The 20,099-nt window shown below is 68.6% G+C and carries 17 protein-coding genes; 13 read left to right on the forward strand and 4 right to left on the reverse strand.

All coding sequences use genetic code 11. The features are described from left to right. Positions 1 to 17 precede the first annotated feature (17 nt). Positions 18 to 1,850, reverse strand: a complete 1,833-nt coding sequence (locus ACESK8_RS02145) for a long-chain fatty acid--CoA ligase (RefSeq protein WP_372967046.1) — start codon at positions 1,848 to 1,850, stop codon at positions 18 to 20. A gap of 150 nt (positions 1,851 to 2,000) precedes the next feature. On the opposite strand from ACESK8_RS02145, the gene ACESK8_RS02150 reads away from it, so the two are divergent. Further along, entirely contained in the window at positions 2,001 to 2,699 is a 699-nt protein-coding gene (locus ACESK8_RS02150) for a 1-acyl-sn-glycerol-3-phosphate acyltransferase (RefSeq protein WP_060927475.1), read from the forward strand. A 37-nt stretch (positions 2,700 to 2,736) separates the two neighbouring features. After that, positions 2,737 to 4,077, forward strand: a complete 1,341-nt coding sequence (locus ACESK8_RS02155) for a class II 3-deoxy-7-phosphoheptulonate synthase (RefSeq protein WP_372967047.1) — start codon at positions 2,737 to 2,739, stop codon at positions 4,075 to 4,077. A gap of 105 nt (positions 4,078 to 4,182) precedes the next feature. On the opposite strand, the gene pknB is transcribed toward ACESK8_RS02155, so the two are convergent. Further along, positions 4,183 to 6,129, reverse strand: a complete 1,947-nt coding sequence (gene pknB, locus ACESK8_RS02160) for a Stk1 family PASTA domain-containing Ser/Thr kinase (protein WP_372967048.1) — start codon at positions 6,127 to 6,129, stop codon at positions 4,183 to 4,185. Between the two features lie 79 nt (positions 6,130 to 6,208). Next, positions 6,209 to 7,399, reverse strand: coding sequence for a LysM peptidoglycan-binding domain-containing protein (locus ACESK8_RS02165; protein ID WP_372967049.1), 1,191 nt, complete (start codon positions 7,397 to 7,399; stop codon positions 6,209 to 6,211). 154 nt (positions 7,400 to 7,553) lie between these two features. On the opposite strand from ACESK8_RS02165, the gene ACESK8_RS02170 reads away from it, so the two are divergent. Beyond that, positions 7,554 to 7,967 carry an Rv2175c family DNA-binding protein gene (locus ACESK8_RS02170; RefSeq protein ID WP_372967050.1) on the forward strand — a complete coding sequence of 138 codons (414 nt, stop codon included), beginning with the start codon at positions 7,554 to 7,556 and terminating at the stop codon, positions 7,965 to 7,967. Between the two features lie 20 nt (positions 7,968 to 7,987). On the opposite strand, the gene ACESK8_RS02175 is transcribed toward ACESK8_RS02170, so the two are convergent. Then, positions 7,988 to 9,088 carry a polyprenyl synthetase family protein gene (locus ACESK8_RS02175; protein ID WP_372967051.1) on the reverse strand — a complete coding sequence of 367 codons (1,101 nt, stop codon included), beginning with the start codon at positions 9,086 to 9,088 and terminating at the stop codon, positions 7,988 to 7,990. An 85-nt stretch (positions 9,089 to 9,173) separates the two neighbouring features. Between ACESK8_RS02175 and ACESK8_RS02180 the strand changes: the two genes are divergently transcribed. From ACESK8_RS02180 to ACESK8_RS02225, 10 genes are all read left to right on the forward strand, one after another. Further along, positions 9,174 to 9,545 (forward strand): DUF3040 domain-containing protein, encoded by a 372-nt coding sequence (locus ACESK8_RS02180; RefSeq protein WP_060927448.1) that lies wholly within the window; start codon positions 9,174 to 9,176, stop codon positions 9,543 to 9,545. A gap of 283 nt (positions 9,546 to 9,828) precedes the next feature. Further along, a complete protein-coding gene (mraZ, locus tag ACESK8_RS02185; protein ID WP_060927447.1) occupies positions 9,829 to 10,260 on the forward strand; it encodes a division/cell wall cluster transcriptional repressor MraZ in 432 nt (143 codons plus the stop codon). A gap of 117 nt (positions 10,261 to 10,377) precedes the next feature. Beyond that, positions 10,378 to 11,316 carry a 16S rRNA (cytosine(1402)-N(4))-methyltransferase RsmH gene (gene rsmH / locus ACESK8_RS02190; protein WP_372967052.1) on the forward strand — a complete coding sequence of 313 codons (939 nt, stop codon included), beginning with the start codon at positions 10,378 to 10,380 and terminating at the stop codon, positions 11,314 to 11,316. After that, entirely contained in the window at positions 11,313 to 11,876 is a 564-nt protein-coding gene (locus tag ACESK8_RS02195; protein ID WP_372967053.1) for a hypothetical protein, read from the forward strand. The genes rsmH and ACESK8_RS02195 overlap by 4 nt, the downstream gene beginning before the upstream one ends. Positions 11,877 to 11,912: 36 nt before the next feature. Beyond that, entirely contained in the window at positions 11,913 to 13,700 is a 1,788-nt protein-coding gene (locus ACESK8_RS02200; RefSeq protein WP_372967054.1) for a peptidoglycan D,D-transpeptidase FtsI family protein, read from the forward strand. Positions 13,701 to 13,728: 28 nt separating this feature from the next. Beyond that, positions 13,729 to 15,141 carry a UDP-N-acetylmuramoyl-tripeptide--D-alanyl-D-alanine ligase gene (gene murF, locus ACESK8_RS02205; RefSeq protein ID WP_372967055.1) on the forward strand — a complete coding sequence of 471 codons (1,413 nt, stop codon included), beginning with the start codon at positions 13,729 to 13,731 and terminating at the stop codon, positions 15,139 to 15,141. Next, positions 15,138 to 16,250 carry a phospho-N-acetylmuramoyl-pentapeptide-transferase gene (gene mraY / locus ACESK8_RS02210; RefSeq protein ID WP_060927442.1) on the forward strand — a complete coding sequence of 371 codons (1,113 nt, stop codon included), beginning with the start codon at positions 15,138 to 15,140 and terminating at the stop codon, positions 16,248 to 16,250. Before murF ends, mraY begins: the two co-directional genes overlap by 4 nt. Continuing rightward, a complete protein-coding gene (gene murD, locus ACESK8_RS02215; protein WP_372967056.1) occupies positions 16,240 to 17,778 on the forward strand; it encodes a UDP-N-acetylmuramoyl-L-alanine--D-glutamate ligase in 1,539 nt (512 codons plus the stop codon). The genes mraY and murD overlap by 11 nt, the downstream gene beginning before the upstream one ends. Then, positions 17,747 to 18,985, forward strand: a complete 1,239-nt coding sequence (gene ftsW / locus ACESK8_RS02220; RefSeq protein WP_372967057.1) for a putative lipid II flippase FtsW — start codon at positions 17,747 to 17,749, stop codon at positions 18,983 to 18,985. Before murD ends, ftsW begins: the two co-directional genes overlap by 32 nt. Continuing rightward, positions 18,982 to 20,058, forward strand: a complete 1,077-nt coding sequence (locus ACESK8_RS02225) for a glycosyltransferase (protein WP_372967058.1) — start codon at positions 18,982 to 18,984, stop codon at positions 20,056 to 20,058. The genes ftsW and ACESK8_RS02225 overlap by 4 nt, the downstream gene beginning before the upstream one ends. Positions 20,059 to 20,099: the final 41 nt, after the last annotated feature.

Here is a 20,099-nt window from a genome sequence, read left to right on the forward strand (position 1 = left end):
CCTGTCTGCGGATCCGCTCAGCCGCCGAGGGCGACGTTCGTGGTCGTGACGGGCTCGTCGTAGATCGCGGCGATCTCATCGGCGAAATCGCTCATGATCACGTTGCGCTTGATCGACAGCTTCGGGGTCAGATGTCCGGATGCCTCGGTCCACTCGCTCTCCAGCACCGTGAACTTGCGGATCGACTCGGCGCGCGAGACGCGGGCGTTCGCCGCATCCACCGCCCGCTGGATCTCCGCGCGCACCGCCTCGTTCTTCGAGGCCTCGGCGAGAGTCATCTCCTTGGGGAGGCCGGCATTGGCGAGCCACGTCGGCAGCATCTCGGGGTCGAGGGTGATCAGCGCCGAGATGAAGGGACGCTGATCTCCGACGACGACGACCTGGCCGATGATCGGGTTGGCGCGGATCGGGTCCTCGAGCGCGGCGGGAGCGACGTTCTTGCCGCCGGCCGTGACGATGATCTCCTTCTTGCGACCCGTGATGGTGAGGAATCCCTCGGAGTCGAAGTTGCCGATGTCGCCGGTGCGGAACCAGCCGCCCTCGCTGAACGCCTCGGCGGTCGCGTCGGGATTGTTCCAGTACTCCTTGAAGACGTTGATGCCCCGGACCTCGATCTCGCCGTCGTCGGCCAGACGCACGCCGACTCCCGGGAGCGCAGGGCCCACGGTGCCGATCTTCGACTTGTCGGCGAGGTTGACCGTCGCCGGGGCGGTCGTCTCGGTCAGGCCGTAGCCCTCGAGGATCACGACGCCGAGGCTGTGGAAGAAGTGTCCGAGGCGGGCGCCGAGCGGCGCCGACCCCGAGACGGCGTAGACGACCCTGCCGCCCATCGCCTCGCGGAGCTTGCCGTAGACGAGCTTGTTGAAGAGGGCGAATTTGAGCTTCGTCCCGAACGGGATGCTCTTGCCCTCCTCCACGAGCTTCGAGTGCTGGATCGCGACGTCGGCGGCGGCGCGGAAGATCTTGCCCTTGCCGCCGGCCTCGGCCTTCTGCTCCGCCGAGTTGTAGACCTTCTCGAACACGCGCGGCACGGCCAGCAGGAAGGTGGGCTTGAACGATCCGAGCGCCGGGAGCAGCTGCCGGGTGTCCGGCTGGTGTCCGGTGCGGACGCCCGCGTGGATGTTCAGGATGGAGATGAAGCGGGCGAACACGTGCGCGGTCGTGATGAACAGCAGCGTCGACGCGCCGGGGGTCTGCACCACGGCATCCAGCGCCTTGGCGGAGTTGCGCGAGAGCTCGACGAAGTTGCTGTGCGTGAGCACGCATCCCTTCGGTCGCCCTGTGGATCCGGAGGTGTAGATGAGGGTTGCGATGTCGGAGCCGACCGCGATGCTGCGGAGCCGCTCGATCTCAGCGTCGCTGACCGAGGCGCCCTGCGCCGTGAGCGTGTCGATCGCTCCGAGGTGCAGCTGCCACACCTCGCGCAGCAGGGGAAGGTCGCCGCGCACCTCGTCGAGGCGCGCGAAGTGCTCGGGGGACTCGACCACGACCGCGATCGCACCGGAGTCCTCGAGGATCCACTGGATCTGGGAGGGGGAGCTGGTCTCGTAGATCGGCACCATCACCGCGCCGGCGTAGAAGAGGGCGAAGTCGACGAGGGTCCACTCGTAGGTGGTGCGCGCCAGGAAGCCGACTTTCTCGCCCGGCTTGATGCCGGCGGCGACGAAGCCCTTCGCGAGGGCGATGACGGCCGTCTGGAAGTCGGCGGCCGAGATGTCGCGCCATCCGTCCCCATCGGGCACGGCGAAGAGGGGGCGGTCCGGAGTCGCCTCGACCCGCTTGACCAGCAGGTCGGCGATGTTCGCTTCAGGGTCGGCGGGGACGACGGCGGGGACTTCAAACTGGACCACGGCAGCTCCTTCGGTACCGGTCGGGCACTGGTTGCACCCGAGTCTAGAGCATGGCACCCGGTCGCACGAAGGGTGACACTCAGTCGCGGATGGAGCGGGAAGTGCTCGACGCGATGGCGGATGCCGGTCGCGGCGCTAGACTTCACCTCGATGTTCTACTGGCTGATGAAGTACGTCGCGATCGGCCCCGTGGTCAAGGCCGTCTTCCGACCATGGGTGGTCGGCCGCGCCAACATCCCCAAGAACGGTGCCGCGATCCTCGCCAGCAACCACCTCTCGTTCGCCGATTCGATCTTCCTGCCGCTGATGATCGACCGGCCGATGTCGTTCCTCGCCAAGAGCGACTACTTCACGGGCCGCGGGATCAAGGGCTGGGCGACCAAATTCTTCATGAAGGCCACCGGCCAGATCCCGATCGACCGGTCGGGGGGCAAGGCCTCGGAGGCCTCGCTGAACACCGGGCTCCAGGTGCTCGGTCGCGGCGACCTCCTCGGCATCTATCCCGAGGGCACCCGCAGCCCTGACGGACGGCTCTATCGGGGCCGCACCGGCATCGCGCGGATGGCGATGGAGGCGAAGGTCCCGGTGATCCCGGTGATCATGGTCGACACCGACACGGCGATGCCGATCGGGCAGCGACTTCCTCGGGTCGTGAGGGTCGGGATCGTCATTGGAGAGCCCCTGGACTTCTCGCGCTACGCGGGCATGGAGAACGACCGCTACATCCTCAGATCCGTCACGGACGAGATCATGGTGGCCCTCCAGCGCCTGGGCGAGCAGCAGTACGACGACGTGTACGCGTCGACCGTCAAGGACCGCCTTCCCGCCCGCGTCACACAGCGCTCCTGAGGCATCCGCGCGCTGCCGCGAGCACTAGGCTGGATCCATGCTCCAGCACCACACCGACGCGCTTGATGCGTGGCGCTCGCTCCCGATCAAGCAGCAGCCGCAGTGGCCGGACGCCGAGCGCGTCTCGGAGGTCTCCACGCAGATCGCCGCGCTCCCGCCCCTGGTGTTCGCGGGTGAGGTCGACAACCTCCGCGACCGACTGGCTCGGGCAGCATCCGGCCGTGCGTTCCTGCTCCAGGGTGGCGACTGCGCCGAGACGTTCGCCGGCGCCACCGCCGACCAGATCCGCAACCGGATCAAGACCGTCCTGCAGATGGCTGTCGTGCTCACCTATGGCGCATCGATGCCGGTCGTCAAGATGGGTCGCATGGCCGGCCAGTTCGCCAAGCCGCGATCCAGCGACACCGAGACTCGCGGCGACGTCACGCTTCCCGCGTACCGGGGCGACATCGTCAACGGATACGACTTCACGGAAGGGTCGCGTCGCGCGGATCCCGGCCGCCTGCTGCAGGGCTACCACACCGCCGCGTCGACCCTCAATCTGATCCGGGCCTTCACCCAGGGCGGGTTCGCGGATCTCCGCGAGGTGCACTCGTGGAACAAGGGCTTCGCGCAGAACCCTGCCAACCAGCGCTACGAGCGCATGGCGGCGGAGATCGACCGCGCCATCAAGTTCATGGAGGCCGCGGGAGCGGACTTCGACGAGCTCACCCGCGTGGAGTTCTTCACCGGCCACGAGGGCCTGCTGATGGACTACGAGCGTCCGATGACGCGCATCGACTCCCGCACGGATACGCCGTTCAACACCTCGGCGCACTTCCTCTGGATCGGCGAGCGCACGCGCGACCTCGACGGCGCGCACGTCGACTACTTCTCGAAGATCCGCAACCCCATCGGCGTGAAGCTCGGTCCGACCACGTCACCCGAGACGGCGCTCGCGCTGATCGACAAGCTCGACCCGAACCGCGAGCCCGGCCGCCTGACGTTCATCACGCGCATGGGAGCGGGCAAGATCCGCGACGCGCTGCCCCCGCTGCTCGAGGCTGTCCGCGATTCGGGTGCGCAGCCCCTGTGGGTGACGGATCCCATGCATGGCAACGGCATCACCACGCCGACCGGCTACAAGACCCGTCGCTTCGACGACGTCGTCGACGAGGTCCGCGGGTTCTTCGAGGCGCACCGTGCCGTGGGGACCTTCCCCGGCGGCATCCACGTCGAGCTCACCGGTGACGATGTCACGGAATGCCTCGGCGGCTCGGAGCACATCGACGAGGCCGCGCTCGCGACCCGCTACGAGAGCCTGTGCGACCCGCGTCTGAACCACATGCAGTCGCTCGAGCTGGCGTTCCTCGTCGCTGAGGAGCTCGAGAAGCGCTGACCTGATCTGCAACGCAGAAGAACCGCCCTTCCCGATCCGGGGAGGGCGGTTCTTCTCTGTCCTGGTGGGGCCTCGTCGCCCCGCGGTCGATGACGCGACGGCTGATCAGCCGCTGAGCTGGATGGACAGCTGCACCTTGCCGCCACGGGGGAGCTGAGCGTCGGACCCGGGATCCTGAGCGGTGACCCTCGCCATCTCCCCGAAGCCGGGGAGGTCGCCCCAGGCCGCGTACCCGGCGGTGAAACCGGCTTCCTCGAGGATCTGCTTCGCCTCGACGAGGGTCCTCTCGGTCACATCGGGGACGTCGAACAGCTCCGGTCCCTTCGAGACGATGAGCTGCACGGTGTCACCAGGACGCCAGTTGCCCTCAGACGCACGCTCAGCGACCCCGAGGACGAGGTCCTTGTCCATGGACTCGCTGAAGTCGTAGATGATGTCGCCGGAGACCTCGAGCTTCTTGTCCGTCAGCGTGGTCGTCGCCTGGTCCACCGACAGTCCCGTGACGTCGGGGAAGGCACCGGCCGAGACGTAGAGCTCGACCGTGTCGTCTTCGAGGATCTCGCAGCCCTCGGCGCAGGTGTAGACCTCTCCGCCGTCGCGTGGGGTCACGAAGGCGTTGATGACGCGTCCCTCGTCGGCGTCGGAGAACAGCACGAGCGGCTTCTCGGTGACGTTGACCCTGATGTCGGCGAGGTAGTCCCTGGCCTCCTGCTCGGTCTTGCCGTTGAGGGTCTCGGCCGTGTGCGATGCGGGCCCGATCGAGACGATCACCGTCACTTCGGCGCCCTTGTCGAGTCGCTCGCCCTCACCGGGATCCGAGCGGATCGTCTCGCCGGCGGCCACCTCGACCGAGTTCTCCTCCCCGCGCACGGGGGTGAATCCGTCTGAGACCAGGGCGGCTGCGGCGTCGTCGTACGACAGTCCGGCCACCGCGGGCACGGCGACCAGCGATCCGGGACCGGAGCCGAACCACCATCCCACGCCACCGGCGACGGTCGCCAGCAGCAGGACCAGCGTGAGCAGGAACGCGCCGCGCGCACGGCGGCGGGAGGAACGTCGGCGCAGTAGCGTGGCGTTGTCGACGGCAGCGGGGGCGGGAGCGGTGGGGTCGGCGATGACCATCGTGCTCGGCATGACCTTGGTCAGGTCGGCCGAGTCGGCCTGAGAGCGCTGCGACGCGGTCGCTGCGGCGACCGCGGGGGCGATTCCCAATCCGCGCTCGATCTCCCTCAGCCGGTCGAGCATCTGCTGGGCGTCGTCCGGTCGCTCGTCCGGAGACTTCTCGGTCGCCCACAGCACCAGCTCGTCGAGCTGCTCGGGCACGCCGGGGTTCCGGACGCTCGGACGGGGGACCGACTCGGTCGCGTGCTGGAATGCGATCTGCATCGGCTGCTCGCCCTTGTACGGCTGCTCGCCGACGAGCATCTCGTACAGCATGATGCCGAGCGCGTAGATGTCACTGCGCGCGTCGGCGGTGCCGCGCGTGACGAGCTCCGGTGCCAGGTAGGCGATCGTCCCGAGCAGCTGCTGGCCTGTCGCGGTGTTGGCTGTCGTGGCGCGGGCGAGGCCGAAGTCGCCGATCTTGATGCGACCGTCCTCGGCCAGCAGCACGTTCTCGGGCTTGACGTCGCGATGCACGATGCCGGCACGGTGCGCGGCCGCGAGGCCGGCCAGCACGGCATCCATGATGGTGATGGTCTGCGGGATGGTGAGCCGCTTCTGCTCGCGCAGGAGCTCGCGCAGCGTGATGCCGGGGAGGTACTCCATGACGAGGTAGGCGAGCTCGCCGTCCTGGCCCTGGTCGAACACGTTCACCACATGCGGATCCGCCAGTCGGGCGGCGGCACGGGCCTCCTGGATGAACCGGCTCTGGAAGGCGGAGTCGTCGCTGAGGTGCGCGTGCATGACCTTCAGCGCGATGCGCCGCTCGAGGCGAAGGTCGGTCGCGACGTACACGGTGGCCATGCCTCCGCGGGCGATCCGAGCGCGGACCCGGTACCGACCGTCGACAAGCCGCCCGATGAGGGGGTCGGCCTGCTGATTGGTCGTCACGTCAAGATTCTATGGAGAACTGCCTGAAAGCTCGGGGAGCGGCTCGCCCCTCGACCCTGCGGGTTTGCCGCAAAGGCGCTCATCCGTGCGTGGCGAGCCACTGGTACGCCTGCGTCTCCCACTGGCCGTACCGTTCGGGGTACGCCGAGATCTGCACGGCCTGGGCGGCGTCCGCGAACCGCATCCGCTCCCAGCCGGCGATGTCGAGCAGTCCACGCGTCGTCTGGCCGTTGGGATCGTGGGCGCCGCCGAAGAACACCCGCGTGCTGCGAGTGGAGTCCAACGCCTGGGCGGCGGTGCCCCAGCCCATGCTCGGTCGCTGCTGGAACAGTCCGACCGAGTCCCGGTCTCCGGACGGCAGGTTGCGCATGCTCGATTCGACCATCGCGGTCGCCAACGCGATGGCGATGGCGCGGTCGGAGACGCCGAGGTCGCGCCCGATCCGGATGATCAGTGCGGCGTTGCCCGCCTGCTCGGCGTCGAGGGAGGCGAACAGTTGGGGAGGCGGTGTCTTCACCGCCGCCGGCGCCGCGGCGGGGGCGGCGGCCGCGACGGTGATCTTCTGCCCGGGGTAGATGATGGACGCGGCCGACAGGCTGTTCAGGGTGTACAGCTTCGCGACCGTCGTCCCGTACTTCTGTGCGATCGCGAAGAGCGTGTCGCCCGCGGCGACGGCGTGGGTCTTCCCTCCGGCGGCGGCGGGGGGAGGGGTGGGCGCTGCAGGCGCGACGGCCGTCGGCGCCGGAGAGCCCGACAGCGCGAGCTTCTGGCCGGGGTAGATGACGGACGCACGGGTGAGTCCGTTCGCGGCGAGAACCGCCTCGACGGTCGTGCCGTGCTTCGCCGCGATCGCGAAGACGGTGTCCCCGGCCGCGACGACGTGGGTGGTCGTGGCGGGGGCGACGGGGGCCTTCGGCGTGACAGCCGCCGCTCCGCCCGTGAGCCGGAGCTTCTGTCCCGGATAGATGACCGAGCGCCAGCTTAGGCCGTTGCGGCTGAGCACGTCGACCGTGCGCAGGCCGAACCGGTTCGCGATGGACGAGACGGTGTCGCCGGGCTGCACGACGTACGTCGCAGGCGCGCTCTGGGCGGCGGGCGCGCGCAGGGCAGTCGATTGGAGACGCTCGACGGGAGCGGTGGCGGCGTCCGCCGAGGTGGGGACAGCGGATGCCGGGACGACCGCGAGCGCACCGGACAGGGTGCCGAGAACCGCAGCGGGCACTCCGAGGCTGAGGTAGCGCGTTCGACGCGCGACGGTGTGCGTTCTCACGGAGGGGCCCCCTTGTTCGGCGTCTGCCCACGCTGACACGGATGTATACGGAAGTCAACAGAAGTGACCAGTGTTACGGAAGTGACAGAAGGGGAGAGGCGTGATGCGCGGCGCCGGAAATGCGCCGCGTGCGCGGAGGTGAGATAGTTGCTGTGTGTCTGTGCCGTCTGAGAACCAGCCCTCCGAAAACCCGCAGTCCGAGACTGCGGCAGCCGTGAACGGCGGGAACGCCTCCGGTGTGACCGCCACCGAGTGGCTGACGATGCCCGATCTCGTCGATGCCCTCGACGAGACGCTCGGTCGGGTTCGTCGACTGATCGACGAGCACTACCTGGTGGGTTCGCGTCGTACCGGCGTCTTCGCCGTCCCGTCGATCTTCCTCGTCGACGGGCACCCGCTGTCGTCGCTGCGCGGCACGATCATCGTGCTGCAGGATGCGGGCTTCACCGATGACGAGGTCATCGACTGGCTCCTGGCCGACGACGAAGAGCTCGGTCGATCGCCCATCGCGGCGCTGCTCGCCGGTCACAAGAGCGCGGTGCGCCGCGTCGCCCGCACCCTCGCCTGAGGCTCTGCTGCTCCGATCGCTCAGGCTGATCGAACGGTCGCGGCCCGCGCGAGATCGCGCAGGTCGCCGACTGCGGCGTTGTCGAGCCGAGCGCCGGAGAGCGCGCGATCGGCCTCCACGGCGTACTCGCCGATCATGTGCTCGACCCGGTCGAGGGCGCCCGACTCCGCGATGGTGGCCTGCAGGAACGACACCTGCTGAGCGGTGAGCTCGGGGTCGCCGAGCATCTCGTCGAACAGGTTGCGCGCCGATGCCTCGAGCGTCTGCCGCGTGAGCGCCACGAGCACGGTGCGCTTGCCTTCACGGAGGTCGTCGCCTGCGGGCTTGCCGGTGACCGCAGCATCGCCGAACACACCGAGGACATCGTCGCGGAGCTGGAAGGCCATGCCGACGGGGTGGCCGAAGCGCCGAAGTGCGTCCAACTGCTCCTCGCCGCCGTCGGCGATCGCCGCGCCCAGCACGAGCGGCTGCTCGATGCTGTAGCGAGCCGATTTGAACGAGACGACCCGCAGCGCCCGCTCGACATGGGAGTCGGTCGCGTGCACACTCCATGCCGATTCCTCGGCGATGTCGAGGAACTGCCCGACGGTCACGTCGCGCCGCATCCGGCCGTACTCCCGTCGCACTGCTGCGGCATGAGGGAGGTCGCCGATCGCGTCCTCGAGCAGGTCGTCGCTCCAGGCCACGAGCAGATCGCCGAGCAGGATGGCCGAGGAGCGGCCGAAGGCGGCGGCATCCCCGCGCCATCCGGCGTCGCGATGCGTGCCCTCCAGTGCTCGGTGGGCGGCGGGACGACCGCGACGCGTGTCGGAGTTGTCGATGATGTCGTCGTGGACCAGGGCGGCGGACTGGAAGACCTCCAGAGCGGCGCACACATCCCAGAGCGCAGTTGTCTCCTCCGCGCGGCGATCGTCGAACCGGGCCACGGCCTGCCAGCCGGCATGGCAGAAGCGCGCTCGAAGGCGCTTCCCTCCGACCAGGGTGTCGGCGGCGGAGTCGACCAGGGCGGCGGCGTCGGGTCCGTAGTCCTCCGACTCCCTCCGCATCCGGTGGAGGAACAGCCGGAGGCGATCGGCGACGGCGTCGGAGACGAGCGTGGGGGACGGCACGACTCCCAGCATACGTAAAGCCAACCAGGGGTCCGACGGCTAGCCCCGAGCCTCATCCCGCGCGTAGAATGGATGGACGATACCCGAGGGGGACGAAATGCCACTCTCCGAACAGGAGCAGCGTCTGCTCGACGAGATGGAACGCCATCTCCTCCACAACGACGCCGACGTCGTCACTGCGCCGTCAGGCGACCGCGCTCTCAGCTACCGCAATCTCGTGTACGGAGCCCTGCTGCTCCTCGTGGGTGTGGGCGGACTGATCGTCGGCGTGGTGCTCGGTGACGTGTGGGGAGTCGTCGTCGGCGTGATCGGCTTCGCCGCCATGCTCGGTGGCGTGATGCTCGCCGTCACCCCGGTACGCAAGCCGCTCTCGGCCGTGCCGCGTGAGCGTGCTCCCAAGCAGCAGAGTTCCGCGTCCTTCATGGACCGGATGAACGATCGGTGGGATCGTCGCCAAGACGGTCACTGACCAGACACTTCTTCTCAGACCCGGATGCCTCGAGCATCCGGGTCTTCGTCGTTAACCGGGGTCTTCTTCGGTGAGGGGGAGTCCGGCGAGGTGCGCGATTCGCGCGCCCGGCCGGATCCTCCACTGACGCTCCACCTTCCTCCACCGCGTGATTCCGCGGTTTTTCGGCGTGCCCGGGAACTCGTCAGGGGGTATGGGGCGGATTGACCGTAGGTTTGTGGAGGAAAGTGGAGTAAAGTGGGGCGCACCTCGAGTTGGCCGGACGGAGAGGGGGTGATGGCTGATGTTGCTGGGAACGCATTCTCCGAAGTTGGACGACAAGGGACGGGTCATCCTTCCCGCGAAGTTCCGCGAAGACCTCGGTGGCGGCATCGTCGTCACCCGAGGTCAGGAACGCTGCCTCTACGTCTTCAGCACGGCCGAGTTCGAGACGATGCACGAGCGGATCCGTCAGGCGCCGCTCGCGAACAAGCAGGCGCGTGACTTCATGCGCCTGTTCCTCTCCGGTGCGAGTGCGGAGATGCCCGACAGTCAGAACCGCATCACCATCCCCGTGCACCTTCGCCAGTACGCGGGGCTGCAGAAGGAACTCATCGTCACCGGTGTCGGCGCCCACGCCGAGATCTGGGATGCCGAGAGCTGGAACAGCTACCTCGCAGCCGGCGAGGAGACCTACGCCGATCTCGAGCAGGAGGTGATTCCGGGACTCTTCTGACCACGGCTGTGATGCCCCGCCGCTCCCGCCCCGACACACTTCCCCGGTGCCGGGTCGCGAAGCGGAGGGGGATCAGGGCCCTGGTCTCCGACACACAGAGATCACCCGAGAAAGATCATGAACCTCCGCGACATCCACACCCCCGTCCTGCTCGAGCGCTGCATCGAGCTCCTCGCCCCCGCCCTCACGGCAGACGGGGCGGTGCTCGTGGACGCCACCCTCGGCATGGGCGGGCACTCCGAGGCGCTGCTCGAGCGGTTCCCGAACATCCGCCTGGTGGGACTGGACCGCGACACCGATGCGCTGCGCATCGCAGGGGAGCGGCTCGCTCGCTTCACGGACCGCGTCACGCTGGTGCATACGGTGTACGACGAGATCGGGCTGCACGCACAGGGCGCGGCCGGCATCCTCTTCGACCTGGGCGTCTCGTCGCTGCAGCTCGACGAGGCCGAGCGCGGGTTCGCCTATTCGAAGGATGCTCCGCTGGACATGCGGATGGATCAGACGAAGGGCGTCACCGCCGCCGAGGTGATCGCGACCTACAGCGAGGGCAACCTCCGTCGGATCTTCGAGCGATACGGCGAGGAGAAGCTCGCGGGACGTTATGCGCGATTCATCATCGCCGCTCGCGAGAAGAAGCCGATCACCCGGTCAGGGGAGCTCGTGGAGATCCTCATCGCGGCCACGCCTGCTGCCGCGCAGCGGGCCGGCCACCCCGCCAAGCGGGTGTTCCAGGCGCTGCGCATCGAGGTCAACACCGAGCTGAACGTCCTCGCCGACGCCATCCCCTCGGCGATGGACGCCCTCGCCGTCGGCGGGCGGATCGTCGTGATGTCATACCAGTCCCTCGAGGACCGCCTCGTGAAGCAGGCCTTCGCCGCAGGCGCGGCATCCACAGCCCCTCGCGGTCTTCCCGTCGAGCTGCCGGAGCATGCTCCGCGATTCCGCATCATCACCCGGGGAGCCGAGCTCGCCGACGACGACGAGCGCGCACGCAACCCCCGGGCGATCCCGGTGCGTCTGCGCGCCGCTGAGAAGGTACGGGAGAGCGCATGAGCGTCAACGCCGTCGCACGTGAACCTCGGGTGCTGCCCGAGGCTCCCGCACGGGAGCCCCGCAGGCGTCTGGAGCCCGTCACCGGCACCCCTGCGCGACGCAAGCCGAAGCTGGCCTACGCGCTGATGGCCGTGGCGGGGGCCATGGCGATCGGTGCGGCACAGATCGGCCTCTCGCTCGCGATCACCCAGGACTCGTTCGTACTGGCCGGGCTCTCGTCGCAGCAGCACGAGCTGGACCTGCGCACGGACGCGCTGCAGGAGGACCTCACCGGCCTCAGCTCGCCGCAGTCGCTCGCCAGCGGCGCGGCGGACCTCGGCATGGTCGTGGCCGGTTCACCCTCCTACATCCGGCTGAGCGACGGGGCGATCTTCGGCGCGGGCTCCGGAGCCAGCGGCGCCTCGACCGTCGACCCGAACGGGGCGGGCGCTGTGAGCAACGCGCTGCTCAACGACGTCCCGGTCAACGCCTCCAGCGAGGACGAGGCGGCGCCGGAGCATCCGACGCAGGAGCTGCCGCCCGCCATCACCGACGGGCTGCCCAGCCCGAGCACCCGCTAGCCGATCCCCGACACCACGATCCGACGGAGAGAGTCCATGACGACACGAGCCACCCGGACACCCCGGCGACGCACGGTCGTCGCGCTGGCCGTGATCCTGGCGATCCTGGCCGCCTTCGTGGTGCGCCTCATCGACATCCAGGTCGTCAAAGCCGACGAGCACGTGGCCCAGTCGATGGAGTTCATCGCGCACGGGACCGCGATTCCCGGCCAGCGCGGCTCGATCGTCGACGCCGACGGCGCAGTGCTGGCGGAGAGCGTCATGGTCTACGACGCGAGCATCGACCCGCAGGTGATGAACCTGCTGGAGACGGACGAGGACAACCCGCCGAAGATGCCGTGGAGCGAAGCGTCGCAGCGCATCGCCGAGATCGCGGGCGTGGATGCCGAGAAGCTCCGCACCGACGTCGAGCAGCTGAACGCCGCCGACCCCGATGCCCGCTGGTACGAGCTGAAGAAGGGGCTGACCACCGCGCAGTACATCGAGCTCAAGGAGCTGAAGAGCTCGGGACTGCTGTACCTGCACTTCGAACCGCGCGAGACGCGCGTCTACCCGAACGGCGCCGTGGCGGGAAACCTCCTCGGCTACCTCAACGGGTCCGGCGAGGCGCAGGCGGGTGTCGAGAAGATGGACGCCCAGTGCCTGGCCCCCACGGACGGCGAGGAGTCGTACCGCACCGGGAAGAACGGCGTCATCATCCCGGGGAGCGAGAAGAAGGTGGATGCCGTCGACGGCGGCGCCGTGCAGCTGACCATCAACAGCGACCTGCAGTGGTACATGCAGCAGATGATCGCCGAGGAGGCGCAGCTGCAGGGGGCCAAGGGCGGCACCGTCACGGTCGTGGAGGTCGGCACGGGCAAGATCCGCGCCGCCGCCGAGTGGCCGACCATGGACCCCAACGATCTCGACGCCTCGTCGTCCGACACGTGGGGGAGCAAGCTCTTCACGTACCCGTTCGAGCCGGGGTCGACGTTCAAGCCGGTGACCGCCGCCGCCATCATGGAGAACGCCGGCGTGACCATGACGAGCCCCACGGTTCAGGCCTCCTCTCACGAGAAGTTCCCCAACGGCGCGGTGATCAACGATGCCTTCGTGCACCCGACCTTCACCTACACCCTCGCGGGCGCCCTGATCGACTCCTCGAACGTCGCGCTGTCGAAGTTCGGCACGATGGTGAGCCCGGACGTGCGCTACGACTACCTCGAGCGCTTCGGCGTCGGAGAGTCGACGATCCGGTTCCCCGATGAGGCCAGCGGTCTGCTGCACCCGACGAAGGACTGGGACAACCAGTCGCTCTACACGACGACGTTCGGTCAGTACTTCACCGTGACCGCCCCGCAGCTCGCCGGTGCCTATCAGGCGATCGCGAACGGCGGCGAGAAGATCGGACTGTCGCTGGTCGAGTCGTGCACCGCGCCAGACGGCACCGTGATCACTCCGGATGCTCCCGAGAAGGAGCAGATCATCAAGCCGCAGACCGCGGCGGACCTGACGCGGATGCTCGAGAACGTCGCCGTCCAGGGCGGGAACGCCGACCGCATCCAGGTCCCGGGCTACCGGGTGACGAGCAAGACGGGTACCGCGCAGATCCCTGACGGCAAGGGCGGATACAAGTCCGGCGTGTACTACACGAGCATGGTCGGCTTCGCGCCGGTGGACGATCCGCAGTACGTCGTCGTGGTCACTCTCGACGAGCCGACTAGAGTTACATCGTCTGCTGCTACCGCCTCGGCCTTCCAGAAGGCGATGACCCAGACCATGAAGACCTACCGCGTGATGCCGTCCTCCACACCGATGGACGCACTGCTTCCCAAGTTCGAATAGTCGGCGCCCTGCCGCGCCTGGAGACGTCATGATCGCCCTGTCGCTTGCTGAGATCGCCGCCGTCCTCGGAGGTGATCTGCGCCTCGCCGGTACCGCGACGGCCGACACCGTCGTCGACGGGGTGGTCGACACCGACTCCCGCAACATGTCGGCGGGGTCGATCTTCGTCGCCAAGCCCGGTGCGGAGACCGACGGGCACCGGTTCGTCGGGGCCGCCCTGGCCGCCGGCGCCGTCCTGGCGATCGTCGAGCACCCCGTCGACGACGAGATCACGCAGATCGTCGTGCCCGACGCGATCGCCGCCCTCGCGGACCTCGCACGGGAGGTCGTGGCGCGCGTGCGTGCCGGTGGCGACCTGAGGATCGTGGGGATCACGGGCTCGAACGGCAAGACGACGACGAAGAACTTCCTCGCGCGCATCCTTACGGACGAAGGGGAGACGATCGCGCCGATCAACTCGTACAACAACGAGGTCGGCGCCCCCGTGACGATGCTGCGCATCACGCACGGCACGCGCTTCCTGGTGAGCGAGTTCGGTGCGGACGCCCCGGGCAGCATCGCCCGTCTCGCAGGGCTCGTGGAACCCGACATCGCCGTCGTGCTGATGGTCGGCATGGCCCATGCAGGAGGATTCGGCGGCATCGAGGCGACGGCGAAGGCGAAGTCCGAGCTCGTCAGCGCAGCGGTCGCCTCCGGCACCGCCGTGCTCAACGTCGACGACTCTCGCGTCGCTGCGATGCGCGAACTCGCCGAATCCCGAGGGATGCAGGTGGTCGGCTTCGGACAGAGCGACGCGGCCGACGTGCGGGCGCACGACCTCGAGGTCTCCGCCGCCGGCACGACGTGCGTGATCGAGGCTGCAGGAGAGCGCCTCCCGCTCCGTCTGCAGGTGCTCGGCGCGCACCACGTGGGCAACGCCCTCGCGGCCATCGCCGCCGCCCGCGTGCTCGGCGTCTCGACGGCCGACGCGATCTCGCGCCTCGAGACGGTGGAGATCGCCGAACGCTGGCGCATGCAGCCGCTCGGCAACGACCGCGTGCGCATCATCAACGACGCCTACAACGCCAGCCCGGACTCGATGGCAGCAGCCCTTCGCACCCTCGCGCAGATCACCGGACCGGGCGAGCGCACGGTCGCGGTGCTCGGCGCGATGAGCGAGCTCGGCGAGACCGCAGGGGAGGAGCACGACCGGATCGGCCTGCTCGCGGTGCGTCTGAACATCCAGCGCATCGTCGTCGTGGGTCCTGAGGCCCGCCGTCTGTTCATCTCCGCCATCGGCGAGGGCTCCTGGGACAGCGAGGCCGTCTTCTTCGCCGACCAGGACGCCGCATTCGAGTACCTGCGCACCGAGCTGCGCGACGGCGACCGTGTGCTCGTGAAGTCATCCAATTCCGTGGGCCTGCGGCATCTCGGCGATCGTCTGGGAGAATTGTTCTCGTGAGGTCACTCATCATGGCGGCTGCGATATCGCTCGCCTTCACTCTCTTCCTGACTCCCGTCTTCCTCCGGCTCTTCCGCAAGTGGGGATGGGGTCAGGTCATCCGCACCCCCGAGGCGATCGAGAATCCGAACCACGAGGCCAAGCGCGGCACCCCGACCATGGGCGGGGTGATCTTCATCGTCGGCACCATGGTGGGCTACTTCACCGCCACCTTCGTCGGCGGCGGCGTCCCTTCGCAGTCCGCGTTGCTCGTCATCTGGCTGATGATCGGCTTCGGAGCCGTCGGATTCATCGACGACTACATGAAGGTGCGCAGCCAGCGCAGTCTCGGTCTCTCCGGGTGGCGCAAGATCATCGGCCAGCTCCTGGTGATCATCCCGTTCGGCATCGTGGCGCTGAACTTCCCGAACTCCTATGACCAGACCGCCGCGTCAGGGTCGATCTCGCTGTTCCGTGACATCCCCTGGCTCAACCTGTTCGCCTTCGCGGCCGTGGTCGGCTGGGCGCTGTACCTGCTGTGGATCTCGGTGATCGGCGTCGCGACGTCCAACAGCGTGAACCTCACGGACGGACTCGACGGTCTCGCCGCGGGTGCGGGCGTGATCGTGGTCGGCGCCTACAGCCTCATCGCGTTCTTCCAGAACAAGCAGTCGTGCGTCGGCGAGGGTGTCGATTCCGCGGCGATCGGCGGATGCTACGAGGTGCGGGATCCGTTCAGCCTGGCGATCATCGCCGCATCCTTCGCCGCGAGCCTGATCGGGTTCCTGTGGTGGAACGCGCCGAAGGCCAAGGTCTTCATGGGCGACGTGGGCTCCATGGCCATCGGCGGCGTGATCACGGCCATGGCGATCCTGACCCGCACCGAGCTGCTGCTCTTCGTGATCGCCGGCGTGTTCGTCCTCGCCTCCGGTTCCGTGATCCTGCAGCGCGCCTACTTCAAGGTGACCCGCGGCAAGCGGCTCTTCCTCATGAGCCCTTTCCACCACCACCTCGAGATGCGCGGTTGGTCAGAGGTGACGATCGTCGTGCGCATGTGGATCATCGCCGGTCTCCTCGCGGTGTCCGCCGTCGGACTGTTCTACGTCGAATGGCTGACACGTGTCAGCTGAGTCGAGGCTCGCGTCGCTGACCAGCTGGCACGCGGACTGGTCGGGACTCCGCGTCGCGGTGCTGGGCCTGTCGATGACCGGCTTCTCCGTCGCGGACACGCTGACCGAGCTGGGGTCCGATGTCCTCGTCCTCAGCGAGTCGGCCGACGAGGAATACGCGAAGCTCCTGCCCGTGATCGGCGCTCGCCTCGAGCTCGGATCGCTGTCCGAGGTCCCGCAGGCGCTGGTCGACTTCGCCCCCGAGGTGGTCATCGCCTCGCCCGGCTTCTCGCCGTCGCATCCGGTCATCCGCTGGGCGCACGAGAGCGGCATCGCGATCTGGGGAGACGTCGAGCTCGCCTGGCGGGTGCGTGACAAGGTCGTCCGTGACGACGGCACGCCCGCGGACTGGATCCTCATCACCGGCACCAACGGCAAGACGACGACCACTCGTCTCACGGCATCCCTCCTCGTCGAGGGCGGCCTGCGCGCGGCGCCGTGCGGCAACATCGGCGTTCCCGTGCTCGATGCCGTGCGAGACCCGGCGGGCTTCGACGTGCTCGTCGTGGAGCTCTCCAGCCACCAGCTCTGGTACCTCGGGCAGTCCCGCGCCGAGGGCGAGCTCTTCCCGTACGCCTCCGTCTGCCTCAACCTCGCGGACGATCACCTGGTGTGGCACGGGAGCGCCGCCGCCTACCGCGATGCGAAGGCGATCGTCTACCGGAACACGCGCGTCGCCTGCGTCTACAACAAGGCCGACGAGGCCACCAGGATCATGGTCGAGGAGGCCGAGGTCGTGGAGGGCGCTCGCGCGATCGGATTCGACCTCGGGATGCCGGGGCCCAGCGACCTCGGTCTCGTCGAGGGACTGATCGTCGATCGCGCATTCCTCGACGACAGGGCGCGCAGCGCGCTCGAGCTGACGACCGTCGCCGATCTGGAGCGCGTGGGCCTCGCGGCTCCTCACATTGTTCAGAACATCCTCGCCGCCAGTGCCCTCGCCCGGTCGCTCGGCGTCGAGGCTTCGGCCATCCACACGGCGCTGCAGTCGTTCCGTCTCGATGAGCACCGCATCCAGGTCGTCGCCCGGCATGACGGGATCACCTGGGTCGACGACTCCAAGGCCACCAACCCGCATGCCGCGGCGTCCTCGCTGCGCGCGTACCCGGGGGCGGTGTGGGTCGTCGGCGGCGACCTCAAGGGCGTCGACATCGCGGAGCTGGTCTCGACGGCCGGCGTCACGGCCCGCGCGGCCGTGATCATCGGCGTCGAACGAGCGTCGGTCGTGGCGGCATTCCAGCGACACGCGCCGGCGGTCCCGGTGTTCGAGGTGGATGCTGGCGAGACTGATCACGTCATGAATCGCGTGGTGGAGATCGCCGCGGGGATCGTCGACGGCGAGGGCACGGTACTGCTGGCTCCCGCCGCGGCATCCTTCGACCAGTTCTCCAGCTATGCGGATCGCGGACACCGCTTCGCCGAGGCGGTGCGGGACTGGATAGACCGGGGGAGCGCCGATGACGCAGGTCGCACGCCCCCCTCGGTCTGAATCCGGCGGGAGCTCTTCGGGCGGTCTCGCCGCGAGGGTCTCCCTCGGACGACGTTTCACGCCGGTCTCCACCGAGTTCCTGATGATCGCGTCGGCGGCGCTGATGCTGACGATCTTCGGACTCGTCATGGTGCTCTCGGCGACCAGCGCCACGGCCGTCTCCTCGGGCAAGAACCCGATGGACGGCGCACTGCGCCAGGGGATCTTCGCCGTCCTCGGCGTGCCGCTGATGTTCCTCATCTCCCGGTTGCCGATCCCCTTCCTCAAGCGCCTGGCCTGGCCCGCGCTGTTCGGCGCCATCGCTCTGCAGCTGCTCGTGTTCACACCGCTCGGCGTCGCCGACGGCGGCAACAGGAACTGGATCATGGTCGCGGGGTTCACCCTGCAGCCGTCGGAGTTCCTGAAGCTCGCGCTGGCCATCTGGATCGGCTACGTGCTGATGCGCAAGCAGACGATGCTGGGCACCTGGCATCAGGTCTTCATCCCGGTGGTGCCGGTCGGTGCGCTCGTGATCGGCACCGTGCTCGCCGGCAAGGACCTCGGCACCGCGATGGTCCTCGTGATCGTCCTGCTCGGCTGCCTCTTCTTCTCCGGCGTGAAGTTGCGGTTGTTCATCCTCCCCGTCCTGCTGGGGATCGCCGCGGTGATCGCGCTCGCTGTGACGAGTCCCGACCGCATGCGCCGCATCATGGCCACGTGCTCCGATCTCTCCTCCTATACGGGTGACTGCTACCAGTCGATCCATGGGATCTGGGGCATGGCGTCCGGCGGCATCTTCGGGGTCGGGCTCGGCAACTCGCAGGAGAAGTACGGCTGGTTGCCCGCCGCCGGCAACGACTTCATCTTCGCGATCGTGGGCGAGGAACTCGGGCTGATCGGCTGCATCGTCGTGCTCGCGCTCTTCACGCTGTTCACGGTCGGCGCCTTCCACATCATCCGCAAGACGCCGGATCCGTTCATCCGCGTCGCCGCCGGTGGCATCACCGTCTGGATCACCGGCCAGGCCGTGTTCAACATCGGCGTCGTCATCGGCCTGTTCCCGGTCATGGGTGTGCCGCTGCCGTTCATGTCGCAGGGCGGGACGGCGCTGCTCGCGGTGCTCATCGCCTGCGGTGTGCTCTTGTCGTTCGCCCGGACCATCCCGGCGGCGGAGACGCGTGCGGCTGAGCGGACGGCTCCAGCAGGGCGGGGTAGGGTCACACGGTGACCTCGTACCTTCTCGCCGGCGGTGGCACCGCCGGCCATGTCAATCCGCTGCTCGCCGTCGCCGACGGGCTGCGCGCCCGCGACGCCGAGGCGACCGTCCTGGTGCTCGGCACCGCGGAGGGCCTCGAATCCCGACTCGTGCCCGCCAGGGGCTACGAGCTCCTGATCGTCGACAAGGTGCCCTTCCCCCGTCGCCCCAACCGTCAGGCCGCCGCTTTCCCGACGAGGTTCCGTCGCGCGATCGCCCAGGTGCGCGACCACATCCGCACGCACGGCATCGACGTCGTGGTGGGCTTCGGCGGCTACGCGTCCGCGCCGGCCTATGTGGCGGCTCGCCGTGAGGGCGTGCCCTTCGTCGTGCACGAGGCGAATGCCAAGCCCGGGCTCGCGAACGTCCTCGGAGCGCGACGTGCCGCAGCCACCGGCGTCGCCTTCGGCGGCACGCGTCTGCGTGGGGGAGAGGTCGTGGGCATGCCGCTCCGCCGCGAGGTCATCGACCTCGACCGCGCTGCGGCGCGCGACGAGGCGGCTGCGCACTTCGGGCTCGACGCCGCGCGCCCTGTGCTGCTCGTCTTCGGCGGGTCGCTGGGCGCTCAGCGCCTCAACGAGGCTCTCGCTGACTCCTGGGGCGACGTGCTCGCCGCGGGATGGCAGCTGCTGCATGTGACGGGCGAGCGCAGCGACCTGGCGGACCCCGAGGTCCCCGGATACGCGCTGCGCCGCTACGTCGACCGCATGGACCTCGCCTTCGCGCTGGCCGACCTCATCGTCTCCCGCTCGGGAGCGGCCACCGTGAGCGAGATCAGTGCTCTCGGCATCCCCGCGCTCTACGTGCCCTACTCCGTCGGCAACGGCGAGCAGCGTCTCAACGCGGCGTCTGCTGTCGCCGCCGGGGCGGCCAGACTCCTCGACGACGCCACCTTCGACGGCGACGCCGTGCGACGGATCGTGGTCCCGCTCCTGAAAGATCCTCAGCGCCTCGCCGAGATGGCGGCCGCCGCGGAGAAGGTCGGCACGCGCAGCGGCACCGAGAACGTCATCGCTCTCGTCGACCGCGCTCTCGCAGCCTCCTGAACGCGCCGTCGACACCGCGGCACCGCCGAAACGTCCTCACC

Origin of the sequence: Microbacterium sp., from assembly GCF_041641055.1 — a bacterium.
Taxonomy (GTDB): domain Bacteria; phylum Actinomycetota; class Actinomycetes; order Actinomycetales; family Microbacteriaceae; genus Microbacterium.

What these genes read in the sequence shown, in the direction of transcription:
- ACESK8_RS02155 (WP_372967047.1), top strand. Translation starts at nt 2,737, where the DNA reads ATGCTCCAGCACCACACCGACGCGCTTGATGCGTGGCGCTCGCTCCCG.
- ACESK8_RS02150 (WP_060927475.1), top strand. Translation starts at nt 2,001, where the DNA reads ATGTTCTACTGGCTGATGAAGTACGTCGCGATCGGCCCCGTGGTCAAG.
- ACESK8_RS02200 (WP_372967054.1), top strand. Translation starts at nt 11,913, where the DNA reads ATGACGACACGAGCCACCCGGACACCCCGGCGACGCACGGTCGTCGCG.
- mraZ (WP_060927447.1), top strand. Translation starts at nt 9,829, where the DNA reads ATGTTGCTGGGAACGCATTCTCCGAAGTTGGACGACAAGGGACGGGTC.
- ACESK8_RS02175 (WP_372967051.1), bottom strand. Translation starts at nt 9,088, where the DNA reads ATGCTGGGAGTCGTGCCGTCCCCCACGCTCGTCTCCGACGCCGTCGCC.
- ftsW (WP_372967057.1), top strand. Translation starts at nt 17,747, where the DNA reads ATGACGCAGGTCGCACGCCCCCCTCGGTCTGAATCCGGCGGGAGCTCT.
- murF (WP_372967055.1), top strand. Translation starts at nt 13,729, where the DNA reads ATGATCGCCCTGTCGCTTGCTGAGATCGCCGCCGTCCTCGGAGGTGAT.
- ACESK8_RS02180 (WP_060927448.1), top strand. Translation starts at nt 9,174, where the DNA reads ATGCCACTCTCCGAACAGGAGCAGCGTCTGCTCGACGAGATGGAACGC.
- ACESK8_RS02195 (WP_372967053.1), top strand. Translation starts at nt 11,313, where the DNA reads ATGAGCGTCAACGCCGTCGCACGTGAACCTCGGGTGCTGCCCGAGGCT.
- rsmH (WP_372967052.1), top strand. Translation starts at nt 10,378, where the DNA reads ATGAACCTCCGCGACATCCACACCCCCGTCCTGCTCGAGCGCTGCATC.